The 24,063-nt window shown below is 64.7% G+C and carries 15 protein-coding genes, 1 tRNA gene and 1 pseudogene; 10 read left to right on the top strand and 7 right to left on the bottom strand.

What is annotated here, in order from left to right:
* Positions 1–132 precede the first annotated feature (132 nt).
* The 3 genes from N2603_RS05070 to cpdR all read right to left on the bottom strand — a co-directional run bounded on the left by N2603_RS05070 (position 133) and on the right by cpdR (position 1,816).
* A complete protein-coding gene (locus tag N2603_RS05070; protein WP_260387914.1) occupies positions 133–894 on the bottom strand; it encodes a hypothetical protein in 762 nt (253 codons plus the stop codon).
* Positions 895–1,306: 412 nt separating this feature from the next.
* Positions 1,307–1,381 (bottom strand) — tRNA-Val (locus N2603_RS05065).
* Positions 1,382–1,456: 75 nt separating this feature from the next.
* A complete protein-coding gene (cpdR, locus tag N2603_RS05060) occupies positions 1,457–1,816 on the bottom strand; it encodes a cell cycle two-component system response regulator CpdR (RefSeq protein ID WP_007597092.1) in 360 nt (119 codons plus the stop codon).
* 351 nt (positions 1,817–2,167) lie between these two features.
* Between cpdR and N2603_RS05055 the strand changes: the two genes are divergently transcribed.
* The 3 genes and pseudogenes from N2603_RS05055 (at position 2,168) to N2603_RS05045 (ending at position 5,374) form a co-directional block, all read left to right on the top strand.
* Positions 2,168–3,058 (top strand): N-formylglutamate amidohydrolase, encoded by an 891-nt coding sequence (locus tag N2603_RS05055; RefSeq protein ID WP_260387913.1) that lies wholly within the window; start codon positions 2,168–2,170, stop codon positions 3,056–3,058.
* Positions 3,059–3,587: 529 nt separating this feature from the next.
* Positions 3,588–4,370 carry a histidinol-phosphatase gene (gene hisN, locus N2603_RS05050; protein ID WP_212342058.1) on the top strand — a complete coding sequence of 261 codons (783 nt, stop codon included), beginning with the start codon at positions 3,588–3,590 and terminating at the stop codon, positions 4,368–4,370.
* A 22-nt stretch (positions 4,371–4,392) separates the two neighbouring features.
* Positions 4,393–5,374, top strand: a pseudogene (locus tag N2603_RS05045) (Bug family tripartite tricarboxylate transporter substrate binding protein).
* Positions 5,375–5,565: 191 nt separating this feature from the next.
* On the opposite strand, the gene N2603_RS05040 reads toward N2603_RS05045, so the two are convergent.
* Positions 5,566–6,456 carry a LysR substrate-binding domain-containing protein gene (locus N2603_RS05040; protein WP_260387912.1) on the bottom strand — a complete coding sequence of 297 codons (891 nt, stop codon included), beginning with the start codon at positions 6,454–6,456 and terminating at the stop codon, positions 5,566–5,568.
* A 172-nt stretch (positions 6,457–6,628) separates the two neighbouring features.
* On the opposite strand from N2603_RS05040, the gene N2603_RS05035 reads away from it, so the two are divergent.
* Positions 6,629–7,381, top strand: coding sequence for a sulfite exporter TauE/SafE family protein (locus N2603_RS05035; RefSeq protein WP_260387911.1), 753 nt, complete (start codon positions 6,629–6,631; stop codon positions 7,379–7,381).
* Positions 7,382–7,555: 174 nt separating this feature from the next.
* On the opposite strand, the gene N2603_RS05030 is transcribed toward N2603_RS05035, so the two are convergent.
* Positions 7,556–8,188, bottom strand: a complete 633-nt coding sequence (locus N2603_RS05030) for a LysE family translocator (protein WP_260387910.1) — start codon at positions 8,186–8,188, stop codon at positions 7,556–7,558.
* 226 nt (positions 8,189–8,414) lie between these two features.
* Here N2603_RS05030 and N2603_RS05025 point away from each other — a divergent pair, with 226 nt between their 5' ends.
* Positions 8,415–10,211: an adenylate/guanylate cyclase domain-containing protein gene (locus tag N2603_RS05025; RefSeq protein ID WP_026312912.1), complete on the top strand. Its 1,797-nt coding sequence runs from the start codon at positions 8,415–8,417 to the stop codon at positions 10,209–10,211.
* A 199-nt stretch (positions 10,212–10,410) separates the two neighbouring features.
* Complete coding sequence (locus N2603_RS05020) at positions 10,411–13,218, top strand: di-heme-cytochrome C peroxidase (protein ID WP_260387909.1); 2,808 nt, start codon at positions 10,411–10,413, stop codon at positions 13,216–13,218.
* Positions 13,219–13,439: 221 nt separating this feature from the next.
* On the opposite strand, the gene N2603_RS05015 is transcribed toward N2603_RS05020, so the two are convergent.
* The gene (locus N2603_RS05015; RefSeq protein WP_260387908.1) at positions 13,440–14,387 is read right to left on the bottom strand and encodes an alpha/beta fold hydrolase; all 948 of its coding nucleotides are present in this window, start codon (positions 14,385–14,387) and stop codon (positions 13,440–13,442) included.
* Between the two features lie 219 nt (positions 14,388–14,606).
* On the opposite strand from N2603_RS05015, the gene N2603_RS05010 reads away from it, so the two are divergent.
* Together N2603_RS05010 and N2603_RS05005 are read left to right on the top strand one after the other, a co-directional pair.
* On the top strand, positions 14,607–15,074 hold the full coding sequence (locus N2603_RS05010) for an Hsp20 family protein (RefSeq protein ID WP_260387907.1): 468 nt from the start codon (positions 14,607–14,609) through the stop codon (positions 15,072–15,074).
* A 328-nt stretch (positions 15,075–15,402) separates the two neighbouring features.
* Positions 15,403–16,173: an alpha/beta fold hydrolase gene (locus tag N2603_RS05005; RefSeq protein ID WP_260387906.1), complete on the top strand. Its 771-nt coding sequence runs from the start codon at positions 15,403–15,405 to the stop codon at positions 16,171–16,173.
* Positions 16,174–16,421: 248 nt separating this feature from the next.
* Here the strand turns inward: N2603_RS05005 and N2603_RS05000 are convergent, their stop codons facing one another.
* Positions 16,422–17,207, bottom strand: a complete 786-nt coding sequence (locus N2603_RS05000) for a hypothetical protein (protein ID WP_260387905.1) — start codon at positions 17,205–17,207, stop codon at positions 16,422–16,424.
* A 492-nt stretch (positions 17,208–17,699) separates the two neighbouring features.
* On the opposite strand from N2603_RS05000, the gene gltB reads away from it, so the two are divergent.
* The gene (gene gltB, locus N2603_RS04995) at positions 17,700–22,433 is read left to right on the top strand and encodes a glutamate synthase large subunit (RefSeq protein WP_018648532.1); all 4,734 of its coding nucleotides are present in this window, start codon (positions 17,700–17,702) and stop codon (positions 22,431–22,433) included.
* Positions 22,434–22,576: 143 nt separating this feature from the next.
* Positions 22,577–24,028 (top strand): glutamate synthase subunit beta, encoded by a 1,452-nt coding sequence (locus N2603_RS04990; RefSeq protein WP_260387904.1) that lies wholly within the window; start codon positions 22,577–22,579, stop codon positions 24,026–24,028.
* Positions 24,029–24,063: the final 35 nt, after the last annotated feature.

The raw sequence follows: 24,063 nt of genomic DNA, 5'->3' as shown, positions 1-24,063 counted from the left end.
CCAGCCGTTCAGTGCCGCTTCTTAGGCCGTATCCGATCTCCAACGCGGGCGGATCACCGCCGCTGTTCGGCCTACAGACCGTTCCTTGCAGCACCTTTGGACCAACCTCTCACAGATTAATGCTCCTTGCCGTTACGTCTCCGGTCCCAACAGAATGACGCGCCGCTGCATCTCCGGCCGCATCGTTCCTATCAGTCTCCCGACGTCCTCGTGCCAGATCGAGGCGAAGACACACACCAAGTCATACAGGCCCGCGCCGGCGAGAATGTTGCGCAAGAACTCCTTCCGCTGCCTCATGAACGAGGCGGCCGTGCCACCGACCGATCTGTCATCCATGACGACGATGCGCCGGTCCCGCGGAAGCTGAATCACCAGGACAGGCCTAGTGTGCGAATCGAAGTACGACCAGTGGTCCATATCCTGAAACGTCGTGAGCACCGCTTCGGCACGCTTGAGAAAGCCTCGCGCCTCGAGCGCCACCAACGCCCGCTGCTCCAGCGACTCTTCAGGGTGTGAAACCCGCTGGCGCTTGGCGGTAGCCTTGGTGCTCTTCTTGAGGAGATCCCTGAGTTCAATGATGGTAAGCCTGCCCTCGGCAACATCCTTGAGCAGTTGCTGTCGTTTCTCGGGTTGACGTGCCGCAATGCGAGCGACGCGCTCGACGGCAGCCACAGGCATCCGAACTCCAGACGGCAGCTCAGTGATGCCCTCGGCCTCCAGGTACTGGGCAGCCGAGATAAAGCGCCGGAGCGTGTTGTCGCTCAGCTTCACCCGCTTCGACAGCTTGGCGATGTAGTCGCGGCGATCGCCCCGACCCAGCGCCTCGTAGGGTCGAACGTGAGGCCGAATGTAGGCGAGCCACTCGCCTGCTATTCTTCCTGGAGATGAGGACATGCGCTGAGAGGCCGAATCGAGAAAGGGCCCATCAGTATAAGCCAGTGCACTGGCTTAACCACGAAAAACGTGCTGTTGACGAAAGCGGCGCTTCGCGTGACACTGTTGAAGCGCGCTGTCTCCGGTCGATACGACCTAGCGCGCTCGATGCGAGATAGAGAAGTGATGGCTACGGCCGAAGCGACGATCGAGATAGAGCACGCGGCCTTCTGCGTTACCTTCGGAGTAACGTGGGGGAAGCAAGGCTATGCTTCGGCATCCCTCTCCGAGGGGCTGGAAACCGAGCGCCCGCATTTGGGAAGCCAGCCTCATCCGGACGAGGCAGCCCACGCCAAAATGGGCCTTCGTGGAAATCTCGTGGAAACCACCCCTTCAGGCCTCAGGCGCGGGGCGCCTAAGTCATTGAAGAAGATGGTGGGCACGACAGGGATCGAACCTGTGACCCCTACCATGTCAAGGTAGTGCTCTCCCGCTGAGCTACGTGCCCTAATAGTCCACTTACGTCGGGTGGGGTCCCTATAACGGCTCAGGGGACCCGGCGCAAGGACGGAACGGGGCCGATTTAGGCCGCCAGCATCTTGTTCACTTCGCTGACCAATTCGCGCAGATGCACGGGCTTGGACAGCACCTTGGCGTTCTTGGGGGCGTCCGAATCCGAGTTCAGGGCGACCGCGGCAAAGCCGGTGATGAACATGATCTTGATGTCGGGGTCGAGTTCCGAGGCCCGGCGGGCGAGCTCGATGCCGTCCATTTCCGGCATCACGATGTCGGTCAGCAGCATCTCGAACGGCTCTTCCCGCAGCCGCTGATAGGCGGCCATGCCGTTGTCATGGGACGAGACCTGAAAACCGGCGTTTTCCAGCGCCTTGACCAGGAAACGGCGCATGTCGTTGTCGTCTTCGGCGAGCAGGATCTTTGGCATGGCAGGAAACGTCGAATCCCCAGAGGATATCAGCAGAGGTTACTTAGCCCGACAGAGGGTAAATTTGGGGTGAAAATCTTTACCATGGGCCGGCTGCGCTGCCGGCTCTTTGTGGACCCGAACGGGCTCCGAATCAATCGAGCCGGATGAGCCAGTCCCCACCCCGATGCCCGCACGGTTAAGACATGTTCCAGCGTCCATCACATCTTTTCGCTTGGCAGAATGGTTGCGATTCCGGACAATGACGACACATAAGAGCCGCTCGACCGGCCGAATCATTCGATCCGGGGCCATGCCGGATCGTGCGGCGCCAAGGGGGCGAAGCCTGAGTAAGGGACGAAGCCTGAGAAGATGACCCGGTTTGACGGCGAGATGTCGCCAGCGTTCGAGATCTTCGAGCCCGCCGAATGGCGCGCGCCTGTCATCTTCAACTCGCCCCATTCCGGCTCGACCTATCCGGACGAATTCCTGGCGGCGTCGCGGATCGACCTGCCGACGCTGCGGCGCTCGGAAGACTCGTTCATGGACGAGCTGATCGGTCACTTGAGCGCGCGCGGCTTTCCGACCGTGCGGGTCAACTTTCCCCGCTCCTATGTCGACGTGAACCGCGAGCCCTATGAGCTCGACCCCCGCATGTTCAGCGGGCGCCTGCCGAGCTTTGCCAATACCCGCTCGATGCGGGTCGCCGGCGGCCTCGGCACCATTCCGCGCGTGGTCGGCGACGGCCAGGAGATCTATCGCGACCGCATCCTGGTCGACGACGCGCTGGGGCGGATCGAGACGCTGTACAAGCCCTATCATCGCGCGCTGCGCCGGCTGATCAACAAGGTGCACCAGATGTTCGGCACCGTGGTGCTGGTCGACTGCCATTCGATGCCCTCGGTCGGCGTCAGCAGGGACGAGCCGCGCCGGCCGGACGTCGTGATCGGCGACCGCTACGGCACCAGCTGCACGCCGCTGCTCCCCGACAGGGTCGAGGAGACCATGACGGGGCTCGGCTATTCGATCGGCCGCAACAAGCCCTATGCCGGCGGCTTCATCACCGAGCATTACGGCAATCCCGCGAGCGGCCTGCACGCGGTCCAGCTCGAGCTCAACCGCGCCATCTACATGGACGAGCGACGGCGCGAGCGCAGCCCGCGCTTTGCGCAAGTCGCCTCCGACTTCGCGGTGCTCGCCGACGTGCTGGCCACCACGATCCCGTTCAGCGATCTCGGCCCGTTCCAGGCCGCGGCGGAATAGACGACAGCTTTTTCTTCGCGCGCGCCCGGCGCGCGCATCGGGCGCGAACGCATTTGCGCTTCGCCTTGCTGCGCGCTCTGAAATGAAAGCAGAGGCCCAAAGAAAAAAGGGCCGCTTCTAATGAAGAAGCGGCCCAAGTCTAGGGAGGAAACGCCCAAGGAGGGCAGCGGTAACGCAGAGCGCTACCGCACCGCAACAATATGCGGCCGCGGCGCACAAAGTGCAAGGGCTTTTGAGCGGTTTCCCATGCACTACGCACATGGCTCAATTGCTTTAAGGGAAACCCAGATTCAGTTTCTTTAATAAGGAATTTCAATGGGTTGATAGTCATTTGCATACGAACAAGGCATGGTCGGAACTAAGTTTTCAACTCTGTGATCGATATTTGGCCAGCAGATGACTCGAATGAGGCAGCGGCCTTCGGCATTCAAAATACCAGGGTGCAAATCAAGACAGCGCTGCACGCGGGAGGCGAATTGAGCTAGGCAGGAGCGAGCTTCACACTGACTTTCGTTTTGAGGAACTCACCGTGACGGTGATCGACTTCTCCGCCTTCATCGGACGGCTCGCCACCGCCTCCGGCGAAACCATCCTGCCGTTCTTCCGCACCTCGCTGTCGATCGACGACAAGAGCAAGACCAAGGATTTCGACCCCGTGACGGAGGCCGACCGCGCCGCTGAAGCGGTGATGCGGCGGCTGATCAAGGCGAGCTTCCCCCAGCACGGCATCGTCGGCGAGGAATTCGGTAATGAGCGCGAGGACGCCGACTATGTCTGGGTGCTCGATCCCATCGACGGTACAAAGTCCTTCATCGGCGGCTTTCCGATCTGGGGCACGCTGATCGCGCTGCTGCACAAGGGCACGCCGGTGTACGGCATGATGCACCAGCCCTTCATCGGCGAGCGTTTTTCCGGCGACAACGGTTCGGCCAATTACAAGGGCCCCTCCGGCGAGCGCCGGCTCCAGGTCCGCCGCTGCGCCTCGCTGTCGGAGGCGACGACCTACACCACTTCGCCGCTGCTGATGAACGAGCGCGACCGCGCCATCTTCGGCCGCATCGAGCAGGGCGCGCGGCTGTCGCGCTATGGCGGCGATTGCTACTCCTATTGCATGCTGGCGGCCGGCCATGTCGATCTCGTGGTCGAGACCGAGCTGAAGCCTTACGACATCGCGGCCCTGATCCCGATCGTGACCGGCGCCGGCGGCGTCGTCACCACCTGGGAAGGCAAGCCGGCCCAGGGCGGCGGCCGCATCGTCGCCGCGGGCGACGCAAGGGTTCACGAAGAAGCGCTGAAGCTGCTCAACCAATAACAAACGCGAGCGGGAGGCTTGCATGACCATCTCACGCAAGCTGCTCGTTGAATTGTTCTTGGGACTATTCCTGTTGCTGCCGTCAGCGGTGGCGGCGCAGAACTTTCCCGCCAAACCGATCAAGCTGATCGTTCCCTTTCCGGCCGGCGGCCCCAACGACATCATCGCCCGCGTAATCGGCCAGCGCATGTCCGAGCTGTCAGGCCAGCCGGTGCTGATCGACCGACAATCGCGGCGGCCAGGGCGGCGTGCTCGGCACCGATGCGGCCTCAAAGGCCGCGCCCGATGGCTACACCATCGCGATCTCCTCGGCCGGCGCGCTCGCGATCAGCCCGAACATGGAGCGGGTCGCCTACGACACCCAAACCGACCTCACGCCGGTGACGCTGGTTGCGACCGTGCCGGAAATGCTGGTGGTCGCCACCAATGTGCCCGCCAAGGACATCGGCGAGCTGATCGCGCTGGCGAAAGCGCAGCCCGGAAAGCTCAACTTCGCCTCCTCCGGCCCCGGCAGCCTGCCGCATCTCGCCGGCGAATTGTTCAAGCTGACGGCCAGGATCGACATCGTGCACGTGCCCTATCGCGGCGCAGCGCCTGCGGTGAACGATTTGCTCGGTCAGCAGGTGCAGATGACCTTCCTCGATCTCCCGGTGCTGCTGCCGCAGGTCAAGGCGGGTGCGCTACGACCGATCGCGATGGGCTCAGCCGAGCGCGCCCCGACCGCGCCCGAGGTGCCGACCATGGCGGAAGCAGGCTTTGCTGATCTGCGCATCGAGAACTGGTACGGCATGGTGGCACCGAAGGGCACGCCGAAGGAGATCGTCGCGGCGCTGCATGCCCTGGCGACCAAGGCCATGGCGGATCCGGCGGTGAAGGAGAAGCTTAGCCAGCAAGGCGCGACGCTGGTCGGCGACGAGCCGGAGCATTTTCGCGCCTTCATCGCCGATGAGACGAAGAAGTGGGCGAAGGTGATCAAGGACGCCGGAGTGGAGACGGCGAAGTAGGTCTCTCTTACCCTCCCCTGGAGGGGGAGGGTCGCTTCGCATGCAGCGAAGCGGAATGCGGAGCGGGGTGGGGTGATCTCTCCACTCGGACACCGCTTCAATGGATAGACTGTCACCCCACCCCGTCACGCAATCTCGCTTTCTCGATCGCGTGCCGACCCTCCCCCTCCAGGGGAGGGTAAGCGCAGAGCTCACACCGCCTCTGCCCGCAGATGCTCCACCAGCATCTTCGCCGGCCTCGGCAGCGTCTTGAAGCTTCGCGCGCAGATCACGAGCTTGCGGTTGGCCCAGGCATCGCGCAGGCGGACCATGGCGAGCGGCATCAGCCTGGCGCAGCGGCGCGCGGCGGATATCGGCACCAGCGCGATGCCGACATCGGCGGCGACCATCTGGCAGATCGCGTCGAAGTCGCGCAGGCGCGCGCGGTAATGCGGGCGCATGCCGAGCCGGGCGGCGTGCTTCGAAATGTGCATCTGGAGCGCGGTGGCGCTGGTGAGCCCGACGAAGTCGCAAGCGCCCGTCTCCTGAAAATCGATCTGGCGGCGGCCGACGAAAGGGCCGCGCCGCGACGTCACCAATGTCAGGTGATCCTCGCTGAACACGAACCGCTCGATATGGTCGGGCAGCGCGTGCTCGGCGGCGAAGCCGAGATCGGCGGCCCCCGCAGTGATCGCGGCGGCGATGTCGGTGCTCTCGCGCTCCTCGATGTCGACGGCGACATCGCGATGCTCGTGCAGGAATCCGGCCAGCGCCTTCGGCAGGTGCTCCGACAGGCCGGAGGTGTTGACCAGGAAATGCACGCTGGCGCGCACGCCGCTGGCAAAGCCGGCGAGATCGCCGCGCATGGCGTCGATCTGGTGAATCACGAGCCGGGCATGGTCGAGCAGGCTCTCGCCGGCCGCGGTCAACTCGACGCCGCGGCGGCCACGCTTGAGCAGCGCGACGCCGAGCGCATCCTCGAGGCCCTTGATGCGCGCGCTGGCCGAGGCCAGCGCCAGATGCGACCGCTCCGCACCGCGCGTGATACTGCGCTGGTCGGCGACCGCAATGAAGAGCTGGAGATCGACGAGATCGAAACGCATGGCGGGCCTCTCCAACCTTGTTGACAGAGCACGATCTTTCGGAAAACCGCTCCACACTTTGCGCTGACGCGGCCCTGCGGGTCCGGCTCGTGCTCCAGCCTTCGTAGCTCACGAAGGCTGTCTCCGTAACCTTCAGATTGTGCCCGGGCGCGGCATCGGTCAATGTGCCGGCATGATCGACCCGCTTCTCATTGTCATCGCCGCCGTGTTCCTGGCCGCCGGATTCGTCAAGGGCGTGATCGGGCTCGGCCTGCCGACCGTGTCCATGGGCCTGCTCGCGGTGAGCATGACCCCGAGCCGCGCTATCGCCATCGTGATCGTGCCGGCCATCGTCACCAACATCTGGCAGACTTTTGTCGGCCCCTATTTGCGCGACATCCTCAAGCGGCTGTGGCCGCTGATGATCGGCACCGTGATCGGCTGCTGGCTCAATGCCGGCGCGCTGACCGGCCCTCATGCGCGCTACGGCACGATCGTGCTCGGCGTCCTGCTCGTCATCTACGCCGTGATCGGGTTGAACAAGTTCCATTTCCGCGTTGCGCCCAAGAACGAGAAATGGGTCGGCGGCGTGGTCGGCGTCATCACCGGCGCGATCTCGGCCTCGACCGGCGTGCAGGTGATCCCGTCGATGCCGTTCATGCAGGCGATCGGCATGGAGAAGGACGAGCTGGTGCAGGCGCTCGGCGTGTTCTTCACGACCGCGACGCTGGCGCTCGCCTTCAACCTCACCGCCGGCGGATTGCTGACGCCGGCCAATGCCGTGCCCGGCGCCGTGGGCCTTGCCATGGCCTTTGCCGGCATGTTCATCGGCCAGTCGGTGCGGGCGCGGATGCCGGCGGAAGCGTTCCGCCGCTGGTTTTTGATCGCGATGATCCTGCTCGGACTTTATCTGGCGGGCAGCGCGCTGGCGAAGGAGTTCGCGTAAACGCAGATCGTAGGGTGGGTTAGCCTTGCGGATTGCGCGACGCGCAAACCGCGAGGCGTAACCCACCACTGTTCGTATCCGCAGAGACAGAAGAGGTGGGTTACGCCTGGCGATTGCGCTTCGCGCAGCCGCAAGGCTAACCCACCCTACGCAGTCATCATTCGTTCGAACGAGTTACCGGCTCTCCAGCATCGCGACGCGGATGCCGAGATACACGAACAGGCCGCCGAGCGCGCGATTGACCCAGGCGATCGCGCCCTCCGAGCTCCGCAGCCGGTGGGCGGCCTTGGCCGCGAACGCGGCGAGCACCAGGCACCACAACGTCCCCGTAAAGATGAAGATCAGGCCGAGCGTCAGGAAGGCGAGCGGCTTGTGGGGCGCGTCGGCTGCGACGAATTGCGGCAGGAAGGCCAGGAAGAACAGCGCAACCTTGGGATTGAGCGCATTGGTGAAGACGCCTTGCAGGAAAACCCGCCGCAGCGAGTTCCGCTCCGGCTCGTCGATGGCCGACGCCAGCGCCGGCCGGGACCACAGCATCTGAATGCCGGTCACGACCAGATAGGCCGCGCCAACCAGCTTCAGGATCGAGAACGCCGTCGAGGAGGCCATCAGCAGAGCCGAAAGGCCGATCGCCGCGCCCGCGACATGGAAAAAGCAGCCGCAACTGATGCCAAATGCCGCGGCCGCGCCGCCCCGCCAGCCCATCTGCATGCTGCGGCCGATCACATAGACGCTATCGGGCCCCGGCGTGATGTTGAGCAGTATGCCCGACAGGATGAACAGCCAGATTTCGTGAATGCCCAGCATCAAAAATCCCCCGCCCAACCCGCCTTGCGGCCCTGAAAGCCGGGCTTAGTCGGTTCGCTCCGCCCCGTCCACCGCCAGGATTGCGTAGGATTTACTTCGATTTTGCAATGCGGATCATACTTCCGCTCGGCTCCATCTGCTTTATAAAGGCAGGGTTCTTGAAATGCAGGATTCGAGGCGACTGCCACGCCGTGGCCGGTCTCCGATCCCTTGGAGCTCCCGGGATATGGAAAGACGTCTGGCCGCCATTGTCTGCGCCGATGTCGCCGGCTATTCGCGCATGATGGGCAGCGACGAAGCCGGCACCCATGCCGCCTTCAAGGCCCATCGCGCGGCGATTCACCCCATCATCCTCAATCACGGCGGCCGCGTCGTGAAGAACACCGGCGACGGCTTCCTGCTGGAGTTCGCCTCCATCGTCGGCGCCACCGAGGCGGCGATCGCGATGCAGACGGTGATGGCGGAGCGCAACCACCATCTCCCGGCCGAGCGCGCCATGCAATTCCGGCTCGGCATCCACATGGGCGACGTCATCGCCGATGAGGACGAAGTCTTCGGTGACGATGTCAACATCGCCGTCCGCCTCGAATCCGTGGCGAGCCCCGGCGGCTTCGCCATCTCGGCCAAGGCCTACCGGGAGGCGTGCAAGCATCTCACCGTGCCGCTGACCGATGCCGGCAACCACCGCTTCAAGAACATCAAGGATGCGGTCGGGGTCTTTACCTGGATGCCCGAGGGCGCGCCGGCGCTCGCGCCCGAGCTGCGGGAGGCATCCGCCCTCTCGCAGCAGTACCGCACGGCGATCGTCGGCGTGCTGCCCTTCGCCAATCTCAGCGACGCCCAGGACGAATATTTCTCCGACGGCCTCACCGAGGATCTGATCCACGCGCTCTCGCTGCAATCCTTCTATCGCGTGCTGAGCCGCAACTCGACCTTCGCCTTCAAGGGCAAGAATTTGAGCACGCGGCTGATCGCGCGCGAGATCGACGCCACCTATCTGATCCAGGGCTCGGTGCGGCGCGCCGGCGCCAAGATCCGCGTCACCGCCGAGCTGATCGCGCCGGAGACCGGCGAGCAGCTCTGGACCGGGCGCTATGACCGCGACATCGGCGATTTGTTCGCGATGCAGGACGAGATCACCACCAATCTGTCCGCCGCCATCGCCACCGAGATCGTTCGGGCGGAAGCCTCGGCACCGGCGCGGCTCTCGACCGACGTGACCGCCTGGGACCGCTTCCTCAAGGGACTGTCCCATTACTACCGGCAGACCAAGGAAGACCTGGCCGCCGCCGTCGACCTGTTCCGGGAGGCCATTGGGCTCGATCCCAAACTGTCGATCGCGCATGCTTATCTTGCCACGATCCAGATCCAGAGCATCCAGTTCGGCTGGGTCAAGGGCACGCGGGAGATGTGGGCCGAGGCGATGAACCTCGCCGAGACCAGCGTCCGACTCGACCCGCGCTCCTCCTTCGCGTTCTCGATCCTGTCCTGGGCCCATGCGATGGAGGGACATTACGAGGCCGCGATGGACGCCGCCAAGCGTGCGGTCGCACTCAACCCCTATGACAACGGCGCACGCGGCGTGCTCGGCATCTGCCATTTCGTCATCGGCGAGCATCGCGAGGCGATCGAGCTGTTCTCGATGGCGGCGCAGCGCGACAACAGCGACCCGCGTTACCAATGGGCCGCGCTGAACGCCTTCAGCCATTATCTCCTAAGACAATATGACGCGACCCTGTCGTGGGCCCGCGAGCAGCTCTACATCAACCCGAACCACATGCAGGCGCTGGCGATCCGCGCCGCAGCGCTGGCGCAACTCGGCCGGACCGACGAGGCCGACGAGGCCACCAAAGTGCTCATGACGAACTACCCGACCCTGAATGTCGACCGTCACCTGCGCAATTTCCACTGGAAGCGGCCCGAGAATCTCGCCCATTACCGCGAGGGACTGCTGAAGGCCGGCGTGCCGCTCGGCAAGCTGACCCTGATCCAGAGCGACGTCAAACGCGCCGCCGAGTCCTGACGGGCCGGCCGCGGTCCCGCCACGCCCCCTTTCGCACACCCCCTTGGCGATCTCGCGCCTGCCCTTATTGACAGGACAGTGAATTCAGCCACATTTCGTCACACGCTCAGGTAGTATAGTCTGCTGTCGGTTTGTTAGGACTTTCCGCGCTTGATCGGCGCGTCTTTTTTGCGATTCGCTGTTTTCAGGATTTTGGGCCATGCATGACCGCTCTTCGAAGCCGCCCTTCGACCCCTCGATCCAGGTCTCGCCGAACAATCCCTGTCCATTCCTGCGCGGCCTCGTCGGCGAAGGCTTCGTCGACGGCGGGACCGTCCCGCTCCGGACGCTGTCGCAGACCATCGCGAATGCAAGCGGCGAGGCTGGGCTGAAGAAGACCTCGGCCCGCATCCAGGTCCGTGGCGTCGCGCTGATCGCCAACGGCGCCTGTCACATCCTGCAGAGCATCTTCTGGGGCGCGCAGCTCAATGGCTTGCGCGGGGGCCCGCTCGACAAGCTCGGCGCCGGCTCACGCATCCTCGGCGTCGACGGTCGCGTCAACGAGGACGAGATCGCCCGGCTTGCCAGTTTCGGCGGCACCTATACCGATCCCGACGGCGGCGCCGAGACCGGGCTCAACGCCTCGCAGATCCAGATCTTCATGAAGGACAACCTCAAGCGCGCCGGCAAGCAGGCGCGCTGGTACTACCCCATCCTGATGAAGTTCGAATGGCCGATCCTGCTCAAGATCATGGGCAAGGGTCAGGGTGATGACCGCTATCTCAGCGTGGCCGAGGTGAGGACGTTGTTCAACGAGCGCAAATTCCCTGACAGGATCACCCAGCGGATCGTCAGCCAGCCGGTCACCCCGCCCTCGCTGATACTGCGCGCGGCCGGCGGACTGGTCGCCGCGCTCCTCGTCTTTGGCGTCGTGGCGCTGCGCTTTCCCGATCAATTCCAGCCGATGCTGCCCGGCATCCTCGGGGACCTCGTGGCCCCGCCATTGCCTACGCAGGTCGAACCGCGAGCCGCGTACTGGCTCGAGCAGAACTGGGCGCTGGAGGACCGGCACTGGTTTCATCACACCAGCCAGGGCACCGCGACCTTCCCGGTGCCCTATAGCTGGTTCATGGCGCTCGAGCAGCCGCGGCTTCATTTCTTCGCAAAACCCGGGATGCTGCATGACAGCGACCATCTGCAGCGCTTCGGCTTCATCCCGAGCCCGCAGACGATCAATACCGACGACGCCACGCTGCGCCGGTTCGGCTATGCCAACGTCTACGACAAGACGAAGCCGGTGCCGGCGCGGCTCTGGGATCCGCCGGTCAACTGGGGTGCCCAGGCTGAGAACGTCGGCGGCCTGCCCGTCGGCTTTGCACGCATGACCGGCGTACCCGATCCCGCGACCGGCAAGGTCGGCGAGGACCGGATCGGCCTGACCTGCGCCGCCTGCCACACCGGCCAGATCCACTACAAGGGCATCGACATCCGCTTCGATGGCGGCCCGGCGATGACCGACCTCAGAAAGCTCGAGGTCACGACCGGCCTGTCGATCGCCTACACGCTCTATGTGCCGGGCCGCTTCACGCGCTTCGCCGATCGCGTGCTCGGCCCCTCCGCCAGCGATGCGGACCGCGATGCGCTGAAGCAGAAGCTGAGCGCGATCGGCACCTTCCTGGTCGACTGGGAGAAGACCTACGCGAAGACCATCGAGGGCAAGACGCGGTACAACGAGAAGACCAAGCGGGACGAGCCGCAGCAGGACACCGAGGAAGGCTATGGCCGCCTCGACGCGCTCAACCGCATCGGCAACCAGGTCTTCTCCCAGGACATGGCGCTCAGCGGCCTCAGCGGCTTCGAGAAGAATCTGCATGCCAAGGACGCGCCGGTCAGCTTCCCGCCGATCTGGACCGTGCCCTGGCTCAAATACGCGCAATACGACGCGTCCATCGAACAGCCGCTGATCCGCAATGCCGGCGAAGCGCTGGGCGTGACCGCGCTGCTCAATTTGTCCGACAACTCTCCCAAGGACACGCTGTTCCGCTCGTCGATGGACATCAAGAATCTGAACTGGATCGAGGATCTGCTGAAGGGATCGGCGCCCTATCCAAAAAAGCAGCTCTCCGGGCTGACATCGCCGAGATGGCCGTCGGACATCTTCGGTGATGATGCCTGGAAGATCGATGGCGACCGTGTCAAACGCGGCCGCAAGCTCTATGCGGAGATCTGCACCGAATGCCATCTCGGTCCGGTCAACGATCCCGTGTTCGACACCGAATTTCCGAGCCAGAGCATCTGGTCCTCGTCACGCTGGGAAACCATCGGCGACGACAAATTCCTGAACGAGGTCCAGAAAAGCGCCAAGGGCATGGGCACCGACCTCGCTCAGGCCAGCGTGCTGGCGACGCGGACGGTTCAGGTGCCGGGCTATCTCAAGCTCGATCCCACGCAGAATCTCAATGCCTGGTGGAACTGCAATCTGCCGGATATTTCGTCGACCGACATGCCCTACTCGATCGGCCTGATGGTGCTCGTCGACATCGTCGCCCGCAAGGCGATGGACGATGCCAAGATCGACCCGAAGGTCCAGCAGGCCTGGTGGGGCAAGCGCAAGAACTGCCCGAATCCCGGTCCGCAGCCGCCCGACAAGAAGGAGCCGGGGCCCTGGTATCGCGCGCGCCCGCTCAACGGCGTCTGGGCCACCGCACCTTACCTGCACAACGGATCGGTGCCTTCACTGTACTGGATGCTGAGCCCTGCAGCCGAGCGTCCCAAATCGTTCTGCATGGGTGGTGGCCGCGACTACGATCCGAAGCAGGTCGGCTTCGCGGTCGCCGACGGCGAGAGCTGCAAGACCGGGCAGTCGCGCTTCTCGACGCGCGCGTCTGACGGCACCGACATGTACGGCAACAGCAATGCCGGCCACTCGTTCGACGGCACGCCGGGCCCCGGCAAGGACGGCACCATCGGCCGCGTGCTCAAAGAGCAGGAGCGCTACGACCTGATCGAGTATCTGAAGACGCTGTAGGGCCTATTCCTTCGCCTCTCCCCGCTCTTGTCCGCCGAAGCTTCAGCGAAGGCGGATGCAGGGGAGAGGGCGGAATGCATCCACGCCGTCATTGCGAGGAGCACTTGCGACGAAGCAATCCAGACTGCCTCCGCGGAGACAGTCTGGATTGCTTCGCTGCGCTCGCAATGACGGAGAATGAGGAACACTCCGCCAGTTCTCACCGGCCCTGTGGAGCCCTCTCACTTGAACAGCGGCGTACCCGGCACGAAGGCGTCGAAGGCGGCCCAGAACTGGGAGCGGTAGCGGTCCTGCTCCTGCAGGATCTCGTGCTTGGCGCCGGCGATCACGAGATGGGAGCCGGCGCGCAAGTGATAGGCGAACTCCTCGATCGCCGCGGTCGAGACCACGGTGTCGTTGGAGGCCGCCAGCATCAGGATCGGCTGGCGGATCTCTGAAGGGTAGTTCATGCCCTTGAAGGTCTGCATCGCGCGGAAGGCGGTGTCGGCCCACGCAACAGTGGGTGACGCCAGCCCGAGCGTCGGATCCTCCTCCAGGATCGCGGCGTTGCGCGCGTAGCGCACGGGATCGCTGGTCAGGGGATTGTTGATGAAGGGGTCGAGCCCGGTGATGCGGTCGCTGCCGCCGGGGACGTAGCGGCCGCCCATCCCCATCAGGCGCATCGTTCTCAGCAGCGCCCGCGCGGGAAACGCGGTGGTGCGGCCGGGCAGGTCGATCATCGGCGCCGACAGCACCATGCGGTCGAACCAGCGCTTGCCGGAATGCGCCACGCGCAGCAACACCGTGCCGCCCATGGAGTGGGCGAGCGCGAAGAAGGGGGGCGGGCAATCCGGCAGCACCACCTGCTGAACGAAGGTCTCGACGTCGATCTCGAAATCGGAGAAGTCGCGCACATAGCCCTTGCGCGGATCGCGCAGGCGCCGCGAGGAATGGCCCTGCCCGCGCCAGTCGATCATCGCCACTGCAAAGCCGCGATCGCGCAAATCGCGCACGGTCTCGAAATATTTCTCGATCTGCTCGCTGCGCCCGGTGAAGACGCAGACCGTGCCCTTGCGGTTCGCCGGCGGCGCCCAGCGGGCAAAGCGCAGCTCGGCGCCATCGGGGGTCTTGATGGTGCCGCTGACGACGTTTTCGGGAACGGGGTTGGACGGGATCGAGAGCAGCGTCATGGTTGGAAGGGCTGGGCGCGAAGTGCTGCAAATCAAGGGGCGGGAGCGCCGAAAAGGCGCTGTTGCCGCCCTCTTGAACGCCGTCTCACCCCACCCATATCACTTTCGTGCAGGCCGCTACCAGTGTTTCGGAACCGGAACATCAGGCTGCACACAGAACTAAAGCCCGGCCCGATGGCGGGCGGGTTACCCAACAGTCGCTCAATGGAGGACTTGACCATGCGTACCTACGATCTCACCCCGTTTTATCGTTCCACCGTCGGCTTCGACCGTCTCTTCAACCTGCTCGACCAGGCCAGCTCTGACGGCAGCCCCGGCTATCCCCCCTACAACATCGAGCGCACCGGCGAGAACGCCTACCGCATCACCGTCGCGGTCTCGGGCTTTGCCAAGGACGAGCTCTCCATCGTCGCGAAGGAAAACACGCTGACGATCAAGGGCGAGAAGGTCGCCAACGAGAACTCGAAATCCGAAGTGCTCTATCGCGGCATCGCCGCGCGTGCCTTCGAGCGCGCCTTCCAGCTTGCCGACTTCGTGCAGGTGAAGGATGCCTCGCTCGAGAACGGCCTGCTTCACGTCGATCTGGTCCGCGAGATTCCCGAAGCCAAGAAGCCGCGCCAGATCGCGATCAACACCAGCGCCCCGAAGGCGCAGGTGATCGAGAACTCGGCCGCGCAAGCCGCCTAAGCCAAGCGACTTCCAGGTTGCGAAAACGCCCCGGTGCCCCGGGGCGTTTTTTCGTTTGCCCCAACTCCCGGTGTCGTCCTGGCGAAAGCCAGGACCCATACCGCGAGGTCTGTCGAACGGACTCGGTAGGAGTACCGAACGACTGGTCTTCGCCAAACATCTCCCTGGGGTAATGGGTCCTGGCTTTCGCCAGGACGACGCCGGTTGCTGGGCGGCCTTCCTGCCGAACATTGCCTGTTGCGCCGCATCACAGAGCGGTGAGCAGCGTAACGCCGCCACCGCGCGCTCCGTCCTTTGGGCATCGAACCCAAGAACACGGAGAACGATGATGACTTTCTGGCGCAGCCTTTTCGTCGCCGCGAGCCTGCTGGCGGCCCCCATCGGCCTTGCTCACGCACAGACACCGCAGACCGTGAAGGCGAAGAACGTCGTGCTGGTGCACGGCGCCTGGGCCGACGGCTCGAGCTGGTCGGAGGTGATCCCGATTCTCCAGGCGGCCGGCCTTCACGTGACGGCCGTGCAGAATCCGCTGTCGTCCCTCGCCGACTCCGTCGAGGCGACCAAGCGCGCGCTGGCCGAGCAGGACGGGCCGACCGTGCTGGTCGCGCATTCCTGGGGCGGCACCGTGATCAGCCAGGTCGGCACCGACCCGAAGGTCACCGGGCTCGTCTATGTCGCCGCACGCGCGCCCGATGCGAACGAGGATTTCGTCGCGCTGTCGAAGCAGTTTCCGACCGGCCCCGTGCGCGCCGGCATCGTCGAGCGCGACGGCTACACCAAACTGTCGGAAGAGTCCTTCCTGAAATATTTCGCCAATGGCGTGAAGCCGGAGCAGGCCAAGGAACTCTATGCCGTGCAGTGGCCGACGGCGGCCTCGATCTTCGCCGGCCGCACCACGGAAGCCGCATGGCACAGCAAGCCGAGCTGGTACGCGGTGTCGAAGGACGACTACACCATCAATCCCGATCTCGAACGCTTCCTCGCCAAGCGCATGAACGCCACCACGGTCGAGCTCGACGCCGGCCACCTCTCGCTGGTGTCGCATCCAAAGGACGTTGCGAATTTGATCCTGGACGCGGCGGGGTATCCGCGGAGCTGAGGTGACTGCGTGAATGCAAAAGGCGCCTGAAATCTCAGGCGCCTTTTGTTTTGCTCTGTTCTCTCCCCACCGTCGTCCCGGCGCAGGCCGGGACCCATACTCCCAGGAGGACGTTTGGCGAAGATTCGGAGTTCGGTACTCCCACTCGATGCACTCGATAGACCTCGCGGTATGGGTCCCGGCCTTCGCCGGGACGACACCGTTGGTGTGGTCACCCTCTCACGTCCAATGACCAAGGCGCCTAAGCGCTAATCCAGCCCCTGCGCCGCCGGCATCTCCTGCGTCGGCTGGATCGTTGGAGCAGGCTTGGCCTCGACGGTTGGCGCGGTGGCTTGCGGCGCGGCCTCGGCGGGCTTTGCCTGCACGGCGGCAGTCTGCTGCGGAGCTTGCGCCTGTGCAGGTTGAGCCTGCGGTGCCTGCGCCTGCTGTGCCGCCGGCTCGGCCGGCTTCACCGCCGCGACCGGCGCCTCGCCGCGCGGCGGAGCTGCCTTGGGCAGCGGCACGGTGCGCCTCGCAACATGCGGGATTGGAGCCGGCGGGCGCGGCGGGCCGCTGCGGATCATGGTCGGCGGCGGCAGCGCGGTTTGCGGGCCGTAAGAGCCGACCGCGCGCTCCTCATAGGGCGGCGCCATGCCGTAGGCATCGGCGGCCGGCATGAAGCGGATGATCCGGCCGTCGCGGGCGTCGATCACCAGCCGGCCGTCGTCGCCGCGGCGGTCGATCACCGCAATGGTGTAGACGCTGCCGCGCAGCCGCGGGATGCCGAGCGGCGAGAAGCCGTTGTCGCGCAGCACCGCGTAAACCTCGGTCGGCGGCAACAGTGCCGGAGCCGGGCCACGCTCTTCGTAGCCATAGCCGTAACCGTAGCGCGGCGGCGGGGGCGGCGCGGCTTCCGGCGGCGCATAGGGGCCGTCGAAATCCGACACCGCGATCATGGCCCCTCCCGTAATACCGTTCCCGGGAACTTGCGCTTGAGCCGTGCTTGCGGCCAGCGCCAGCGCGGCGGCGGCGACACATCCTGTGAAAAACTTCATGGTCGAGACGCTCCTGTCAGGCCCCGCGTGGAGTGCGCTCTTTCGCTTCTTGCGGCGTGACACGCCTTCCGAAGGGCCGTTCCGAAGCTTCATTGGGGATTTCGGCGTCCACAGGGCCGGATCAGGGCGCGTTTGCTTCAAAACCGGGGCCGCGCAACTTTCGGAAAGCGATTGATTGACTTATCGGGAATCGGGACTTCCGCGCGCTTGTGTGGTAGACAAAAATTTGGCAAGGTGATGGTTAGGACAGGAAAGCTGTCTTAAATTTGCTTGCGGTTCCGGCACAGGGATTGCAACGAAAGTCGGTGCTCTCGAGCACCAAGAAGGCAAACAGGCAAAGCCGTTCTCGGGGACGTAGAACGCCTAGGCCTGAATTTAAGAAAATGCGGCTCGCAACGGACGAGCGGTGACCCAGAGGCGGGTGCCGCGGAACGCCCAAGGTGCGCCGACGAGAGCGGTGAGGCAGCTTGCCGCATGGAGAGGACAGGAACAATGAACGGGTCGCAATTCGAGCGCGCAAACATCGTGGCAGAAGAGCTGTCGGCGACGGTCGCCTCGAAAACGACCGATCCGATTCAGGAGCACAATTCGCGCCCGCCGGCCGAAGGTCTTTACGATCCGAGCCTGGAGAAGGACTCTTGCGGCGTCGGCTTCATCGCCAACATCAAGGGCAAGAAATCGCACGAGATCGTCTCGGACGCGCTCAGCATCCTCTGCAACCTCGAGCATCGCGGCGCCGTCGGCGCCGACCCGCGCGCCGGTGACGGCGCCGGCATCCTGGTGCAGATCCCGCACGCCTTCTTCAGCCGCAAGGCCAAGGAGCTGGGCTTCACGCTGCCGGCGCCCGGCGAATACGCCATCGGCGCGCTGTTCATGCCGCGCGACACGGCCTGGCGCAACGTCATCAAGAGCATCATCGCCGACCAGATCAAGGAAGAGGGTCTGACCCTGCTCGGCTGGCGCGACGTGCCGACCGACAATTCCTCGCTCGGCGTCACCGTGAAGCCGACCGAGCCCGCCTGCATGCAGGTGTTCATCGGCCGCAACGGCACCGCCAAGACCGAGGACGAGTTCGAGCGCCGGCTCTACATCCTGCGCAAGTCGATCTCGCAGGCGATCTACCAGCGCCGCGACCGCGGCCTTGCGGGCTATTATCCCTGCTCGATGTCCTGCCGCACCGTGATCTACAAGGGCATGTTCCTCGCCGACCAGCTCGGCAAGTACTATCCCGACCTGCACGAGGCTGACTTCGAGAGCGCGCTCGCGCTCGTTCACCAGCGCTTCTCGACCAATACCTTCCCGGCGTGGTCGCTGGCGCATCCCTATCGCATGATCGCGCACAACGGCGAGATCAACACGCTGCGCGGCAACGTCAACTGGATGGCGGCGCGCCAGGCCTCGGTGAGTTCCGAGCTCTACGGCAAGGACATCAACCGGCTCTGGCCCATCTCTTACGAAGGCCAGTCGGACACCGCCTGCTTCGACAACGCGCTCGAATTCCTGGTGCAGGGCGGCTACTCGCTGCCGCACGCCGTCATGATGATGATTCCGGAGGCGTGGGCCGGCAATCCCTTGATGGATGAGAAGCGCCGCGCCTTCTACGAATATCATGCCGCGCTGATGGAGCCGTGGGACGGCCCCGCTGCGATCGCCTTCACCGACGGCCGCCAGATCGGCGCCACGCTCGACCGCAACGGATTGCGGCCGGCGCGCTATCTCGTGACCAAGGACGACCGCATCGTGATGGCGTCCGAGATGGGCGTGCTGACCATCCCCGAGGACCAGATCATCACCAAGTGGCGCCTGCAGCCCGGCAAGATGCTGCTGGTCGACCTCGAGCAGGGCCGCCTGATCCCGGACGACGAGATCAAGGCCGAGCTCGCCAAGAGCCATCCCTACAAGGAGTGGCTGGAGCGGACCCAGATCGTGCTGGAAGAGCTGCCGAAGGTGCCGACCACCGGCGTGCGCTCCAACCTGTCGCTGCTCGATCGCCAGCAGGCGTTCGGCTACAGCCAGGAAGACATCACCATCCTGATGACGCCGATGGCGGCCACCGGCGAGGAAGCCGCCGGCTCGATGGGCAACGACACGCCGATCTCGGCGCTGTCGGACAAGGCCAAGCCGCTGTTCACCTACTTCAAGCAGAACTTCGCGCAGGTCACCAACCCGCCGATCGACCCGATCCGCGAGGAGCTGGTGATGAGCCTCGTGTCCATCATCGGACCGCGGCCGAATCTGTTCGACCTGCAGGGCATGGCGACGACCAAGCGCCTCGAAGTGCGCCAGCCGATCCTGACCGACGCGGACCTGGAAAAGATCCGCTCGATCTCTGACGTCGCCGAGTCGCACTTCAAGTCGCGCACGCTGGACACCACCTTCCACGCCGGCCTCGGCGCGGCCGGCATGGACCAGGTGCTGGACGAGCTCTGCGCGCGCGCCGAGAGCGCGGTGCGCGAGGGCGTCAACATCATCATCCTGTCCGACCGCATGGTCGGCACCGACCGGGTGCCGATCCCGGCACTGCTGGCCTGCGCCGCCGTGCATCATCATCTGATCCGCGTCGGACTGCGCACCTCGGTCGGTCTGGTCGTCGAATCCGGCGAGCCGCGCGAAGTGCATCACTTCGCCTGCCTCGCGGGCTACGGCGCCGAAGCGATCAATCCTTACCTCGCGTTCGAGACCATCATCGCGATGAAGGACCGCCTGCCCGGCTCGCTCGACGACTACGAGATCGTCAAGCGCTACATCAAGTCGATCGGCAAGGGCCTGCTCAAGGTGATGTCCAAGATGGGCATCTCGACCTACCAGTCCTATTGCGGCGCGCAGATCTTCGACGCCGTCGGCCTCAAGGCGGACTTCGTGTCGAAGTTCTTTGCGGGCACGCATACCCGCGTCGAGGGCGTCGGTCTTGCCGAGATCGCGGAAGAAGCCGTGCGCCGCCATGCCGACGCGTTCGGCGAGGCGCAGGTCTACAAGAGCGCGCTCGACGTCGGCGGCGAATATGCCTATCGCAGCCGCGGCGAGGACCATGCCTGGACCGCCGAGTCGGTCTCGCTGCTGCAGCACGCCGCGCGCGGCAATTCGCAGGAGCGCTATCGCGCCTTCGCCAAGATCCTCAACGAGCAGTCGGAGCGTCTGCTGACGCTGCGGGGTCTGTTCCGGATCAAGAACGCCGAGGAAGAGAAGCGCAAGCCGATCCCGCTCGATCAGGTCGAGCCGGCCAAGGACATCGTCAAGCGTTTCGCCACGGGTGCGATGAGCTTCGGCTCGATCTCGCGCGAGGCACATACCACGCTCGCGATCGCCATGAACCGGATCGGCGGCAAGTCGAACACCGGCGAAGGCGGCGAGGAAGCCGACCGCTTCAAGCCGATGCCGAACGGCGATTCCATGCGTTCGGCGATCAAGCAGGTCGCCTCGGGGCGCTTCGGCGTCACCACGGAGTATCTCGTCAACTCCGACATGATGCAGATCAAGATGGCGCAGGGTGCCAAGCCCGGCGAAGGCGGCCAGCTGCCCGGCCACAAGGTCGACGCGACCATCGCCAAGGTCCGGCACTCGACGCCGGGCGTCGGCCTGATCTCGCCGCCGCCGCACCACGACATCTACTCGATCGAGGATCTGGCGCAGCTCATCTACGACCTCAAGAACGTCAACCCGACGGGTGACGTCTCGGTCAAGCTCGTCTCCGAGATCGGCGTCGGCACGGTCGCGGCGGGCGTTGCCAAGGCGCGCGCCGACCATGTCACCATCGCGGGCTTCGAGGGCGGCACCGGCGCTTCGCCGCTGACCTCGATCAAGCACGCCGGCAGCCCCTGGGAAATCGGCCTCGCCGAAACCCATCAGACGCTGGTGCGCGAGCGGCTGCGCAGCCGCATCGTGGTCCAGGTCGACGGCGGCTTCCGCACCGGCCGTGACGTCGTGATCGGTGCGCTCTTGGGCGCCGACGAATTCGGCTTTGCCACCGCCCCCTTGATTGCGGCCGGCTGCATCATGATGCGCAAGTGCCATCTCAACACCTGCCCGGTCGGCGTCGCGACCCAGGACCCCGTCCTGCGCAAGCGTTTCACCGGCCAGCCCGAGCACGTGATCAACTACTTCTTCTTCGTTGCGGAAGAAGTCCGCGAGATCATGGCGAGCCTCGGCTTCCGCACCTTCAATGAGATGGTCGGCCAGGTTCAGCTGCTCGACCAGACCCGTCTGGTTGCGCACTGGAAGGCCAAGGGGCTCGACTTCTCGAAGCTGTTCGTCAAGCAGAAGGAAGAGAAGGGCCAGAAGATCTATCACTCCGAGCGCCAGAACCATCATCTGGAGGCGGTGCTCGACCGCACGCTGATCGAGAAGGCGACGCCTGCGCTCGACCGCGGCGCGCCGGTGAAGATCGAGGCCAGGATCAACAGCACCAACCGCTCCGCGGGTGCGATGCTGTCGGGCGCGGTCGCCAAGATCTACGGCCATGCCGGCCTGCCGCACGACACCATCCATGTCGGCCTCAAGGGCACTGCCGGCCAGGCCTTCGGCGCGTGGCTGGCGCAGGGCGTCACCTTCGAGCTCGAAGGTGAAGCCAACGACTATGTCGGCAAGGGCCTCTCGGGCGGCAAGATCATCGTCAAGCCGCCTGCCAACAGCGGCATCGTGCCGGAAGAGAGCATCATCGTCGGCAATACCGTGATGTACGGCGCGATCCAGGGCGAGTGCTACTTCCGCGGCGTCGCCGGCGAGCGTTTTGCCGTGCGTAACTCGGGCGCGGTCGCGGTCGTCGAAGGCGCCGGCGATCATTGCTGCGAATACATGACCGGCGGCATCGTGGTCGTGCTCGGCAAGACCGGGCGCAACTTCGCGGCCGGCATGTCCGGCGGCATCGCCTATGTGCTCGATGAGACCGGCGGCTTCGACAAGCTGTGCAATCTCAGCATGGTCGAGCTCGAGCCGGTCTTGTCGGAAGAGCTGATCAACGCCGGCACCTATAACCACGCCGGTGACCTCGAGGCGCATGGCCGGGTCGACGTGTTCAAGAACCTGCTCGCCTCCGACGTCGAGCGGCTGCACGTCCTGATCTCGCGCCACGCCAAGGCGACCGGCTCCAAGCGCGCCACCGAGATCCTTGCCAACTGGAAGGACTGGCTGCCCAAATTCCGCAAGGTGATGCCGGTCGAGTACCGGCGCGCGCTGCGCGAGATGGCCGCCAACGCGGACGCCGAGCCGAAAATCGCGATCGGGGCGTAAGAATATCAGCGCCCGTCATTGCGAGCGCAGCGAAGCAATCCAGACTTTCTTCAGATGCAGACTGGATTGCTTCGTCGCTTCGCTCCTCGCAATGACGGTTGAAGAAGCAACAAACGAATTAAGCGGCAGGGACTTCGGGTTTAATGGGCAAGATCACGGGTTTTCTGGAAATCGAACGGCACGACCGCAAGTACACCCCGGTCGCCGAGCGCGTGAAGCATTACAACGAGTTCGTCGTTCCCTTGAGCGAGCGGGAAGTGCGCGACCAGGCCGCGCGCTGCATGAACTGCGGCATTCCCTATTGCCACGGCACCGGCTCGGTTGCGCCGGGCACGCCCGGCTGTCCGGTCAACAACCAGATCCCCGACTGGAACGACCTCGTCTATCAGGGCAACTGGGAAGAGGCCTCGCGCAATCTGCACTCGACCAACAATTTCCCCGAGTTCACGGGACGCATCTGCCCGGCGCCGTGCGAAGCGTCCTGCACGCTCAACATCGACGACAACCCGGTCACCATCAAGACCATCGAATGCGCGATCGTCGACCGCGCCTGGGACAATGGCTGGCTGAAGCCGGAAGTCGCCGCGGAGAAGACCGGCAAGAAGGTCGCCGTGATCGGCTCGGGCCCGGCCGGCATGGCCTGCGCGCAGCAGCTCGCGCGCGCCGGCCATGACGTGCATCTGTTCGAGAAGTACGCCAAGGCCGGCGGCCTGCTGCGCTACGGCATCCCCGACTTCAAGATGGAGAAGGGCGTCATCGACCGCCGCGTCAAGCAGATGGAAGGCGAAGGCGTCACCTTCCACTACAACAGCCATGTCGGCGCGGACGGCAATGTCGATCCGCGCGAGATGCTCAACGAGTACGACGCCGTGGCGCTGACCGGCGGCGCGGAAGCTCCGCGCGATCTGCCGATCCCCGGCCGCGACCTCCAAGGCATCCACTACGCCATGGATTTCCTGCCGCAGCAGAACCGCCGCGTCTCCAGCGAGTCCTTGAACGGCGTCCAGGAGATCCTCGCCGGCGGCAAGCATGTCGTCGTCATCGGCGGCGGCGACACCGGCTCGGACTGCATCGGCACTTCGCTGCGCCAGGGCGCGCTGTCGGTGACCCAGCTCGAGATCATGCCCGCCCCGCCCGAGCGCGAGAACAAGGGCGTGACCTGGCCGAACTGGCCGCTGAAGATGCGCACCTCCTCCAGCCAGGCCGAAGGCGCGGTCCGCGAATTCGCCGTGCTGACGCAAAAATTCTCGGGCGAGAACGGCCAGGTCAAGAAGCTGCACTGCGTCCGCGTCGACGACAAGTTCAAGCCGATTGCCGGCACCGAGTTCGAGCTCGATGCCGAGCTCATCCTGCTCGCGATGGGCTTCGTGCACCCCGTGCACGAGGGTCTCTTGAAGCTGCTCTCGGTCGAGCTCGACCCGCGCGGCAACGTCAAGGCCAACACCTTGGACTACCAGACCTCGCGCCCCAACGTGTTCACCGCCGGCGACATGCGCCGCGGCCAGTCGCTGGTGGTGTGGGCGATCCGCGAAGGACGGCTGTGCGCAAGGTCGATCGACACGTTCCTGATGGGGAAGACGGATCTGCCGCGGTAATCGCGGCGAGCTGCGATAGCTCAGCGGTAGACAAG

Source organism: Bradyrhizobium huanghuaihaiense (assembly GCF_025200885.1).
GTDB classification, from domain to species: domain Bacteria; phylum Pseudomonadota; class Alphaproteobacteria; order Rhizobiales; family Xanthobacteraceae; genus Bradyrhizobium; species Bradyrhizobium huanghuaihaiense.
Note: the sequence above shows the minus strand (reverse complement) of the source record. Positions and strands in the feature narration are given on the sequence as shown.

Bases quoted from the DNA above. Each gene is read 5' to 3' on its own strand.
- N2603_RS05055 (WP_260387913.1), top strand. From the start codon at position 2,168: ATGACCCGGTTTGACGGCGAGATGTCGCCAGCGTTCGAGATCTTCGAG.
- N2603_RS05020 (WP_260387909.1), top strand. From the start codon at position 10,411: ATGCATGACCGCTCTTCGAAGCCGCCCTTCGACCCCTCGATCCAGGTC.
- N2603_RS04990 (WP_260387904.1), top strand. From the start codon at position 22,577: ATGGGCAAGATCACGGGTTTTCTGGAAATCGAACGGCACGACCGCAAG.
- N2603_RS05010 (WP_260387907.1), top strand. From the start codon at position 14,607: ATGCGTACCTACGATCTCACCCCGTTTTATCGTTCCACCGTCGGCTTC.
- gltB (WP_018648532.1), top strand. From the start codon at position 17,700: ATGAACGGGTCGCAATTCGAGCGCGCAAACATCGTGGCAGAAGAGCTG.
- N2603_RS05000 (WP_260387905.1), bottom strand. From the start codon at position 17,207: ATGAAGTTTTTCACAGGATGTGTCGCCGCCGCCGCGCTGGCGCTGGCC.
- N2603_RS05025 (WP_026312912.1), top strand. From the start codon at position 8,415: ATGGAAAGACGTCTGGCCGCCATTGTCTGCGCCGATGTCGCCGGCTAT.
- N2603_RS05040 (WP_260387912.1), bottom strand. From the start codon at position 6,456: ATGCGTTTCGATCTCGTCGATCTCCAGCTCTTCATTGCGGTCGCCGAC.
- cpdR (WP_007597092.1), bottom strand. From the start codon at position 1,816: ATGCCAAAGATCCTGCTCGCCGAAGACGACAACGACATGCGCCGTTTC.
- N2603_RS05015 (WP_260387908.1), bottom strand. From the start codon at position 14,387: ATGACGCTGCTCTCGATCCCGTCCAACCCCGTTCCCGAAAACGTCGTC.
- N2603_RS05035 (WP_260387911.1), top strand. From the start codon at position 6,629: ATGATCGACCCGCTTCTCATTGTCATCGCCGCCGTGTTCCTGGCCGCC.
- N2603_RS05070 (WP_260387914.1), bottom strand. From the start codon at position 894: ATGTCCTCATCTCCAGGAAGAATAGCAGGCGAGTGGCTCGCCTACATT.
- N2603_RS05005 (WP_260387906.1), top strand. From the start codon at position 15,403: ATGACTTTCTGGCGCAGCCTTTTCGTCGCCGCGAGCCTGCTGGCGGCC.
- N2603_RS05030 (WP_260387910.1), bottom strand. From the start codon at position 8,188: ATGCTGGGCATTCACGAAATCTGGCTGTTCATCCTGTCGGGCATACTG.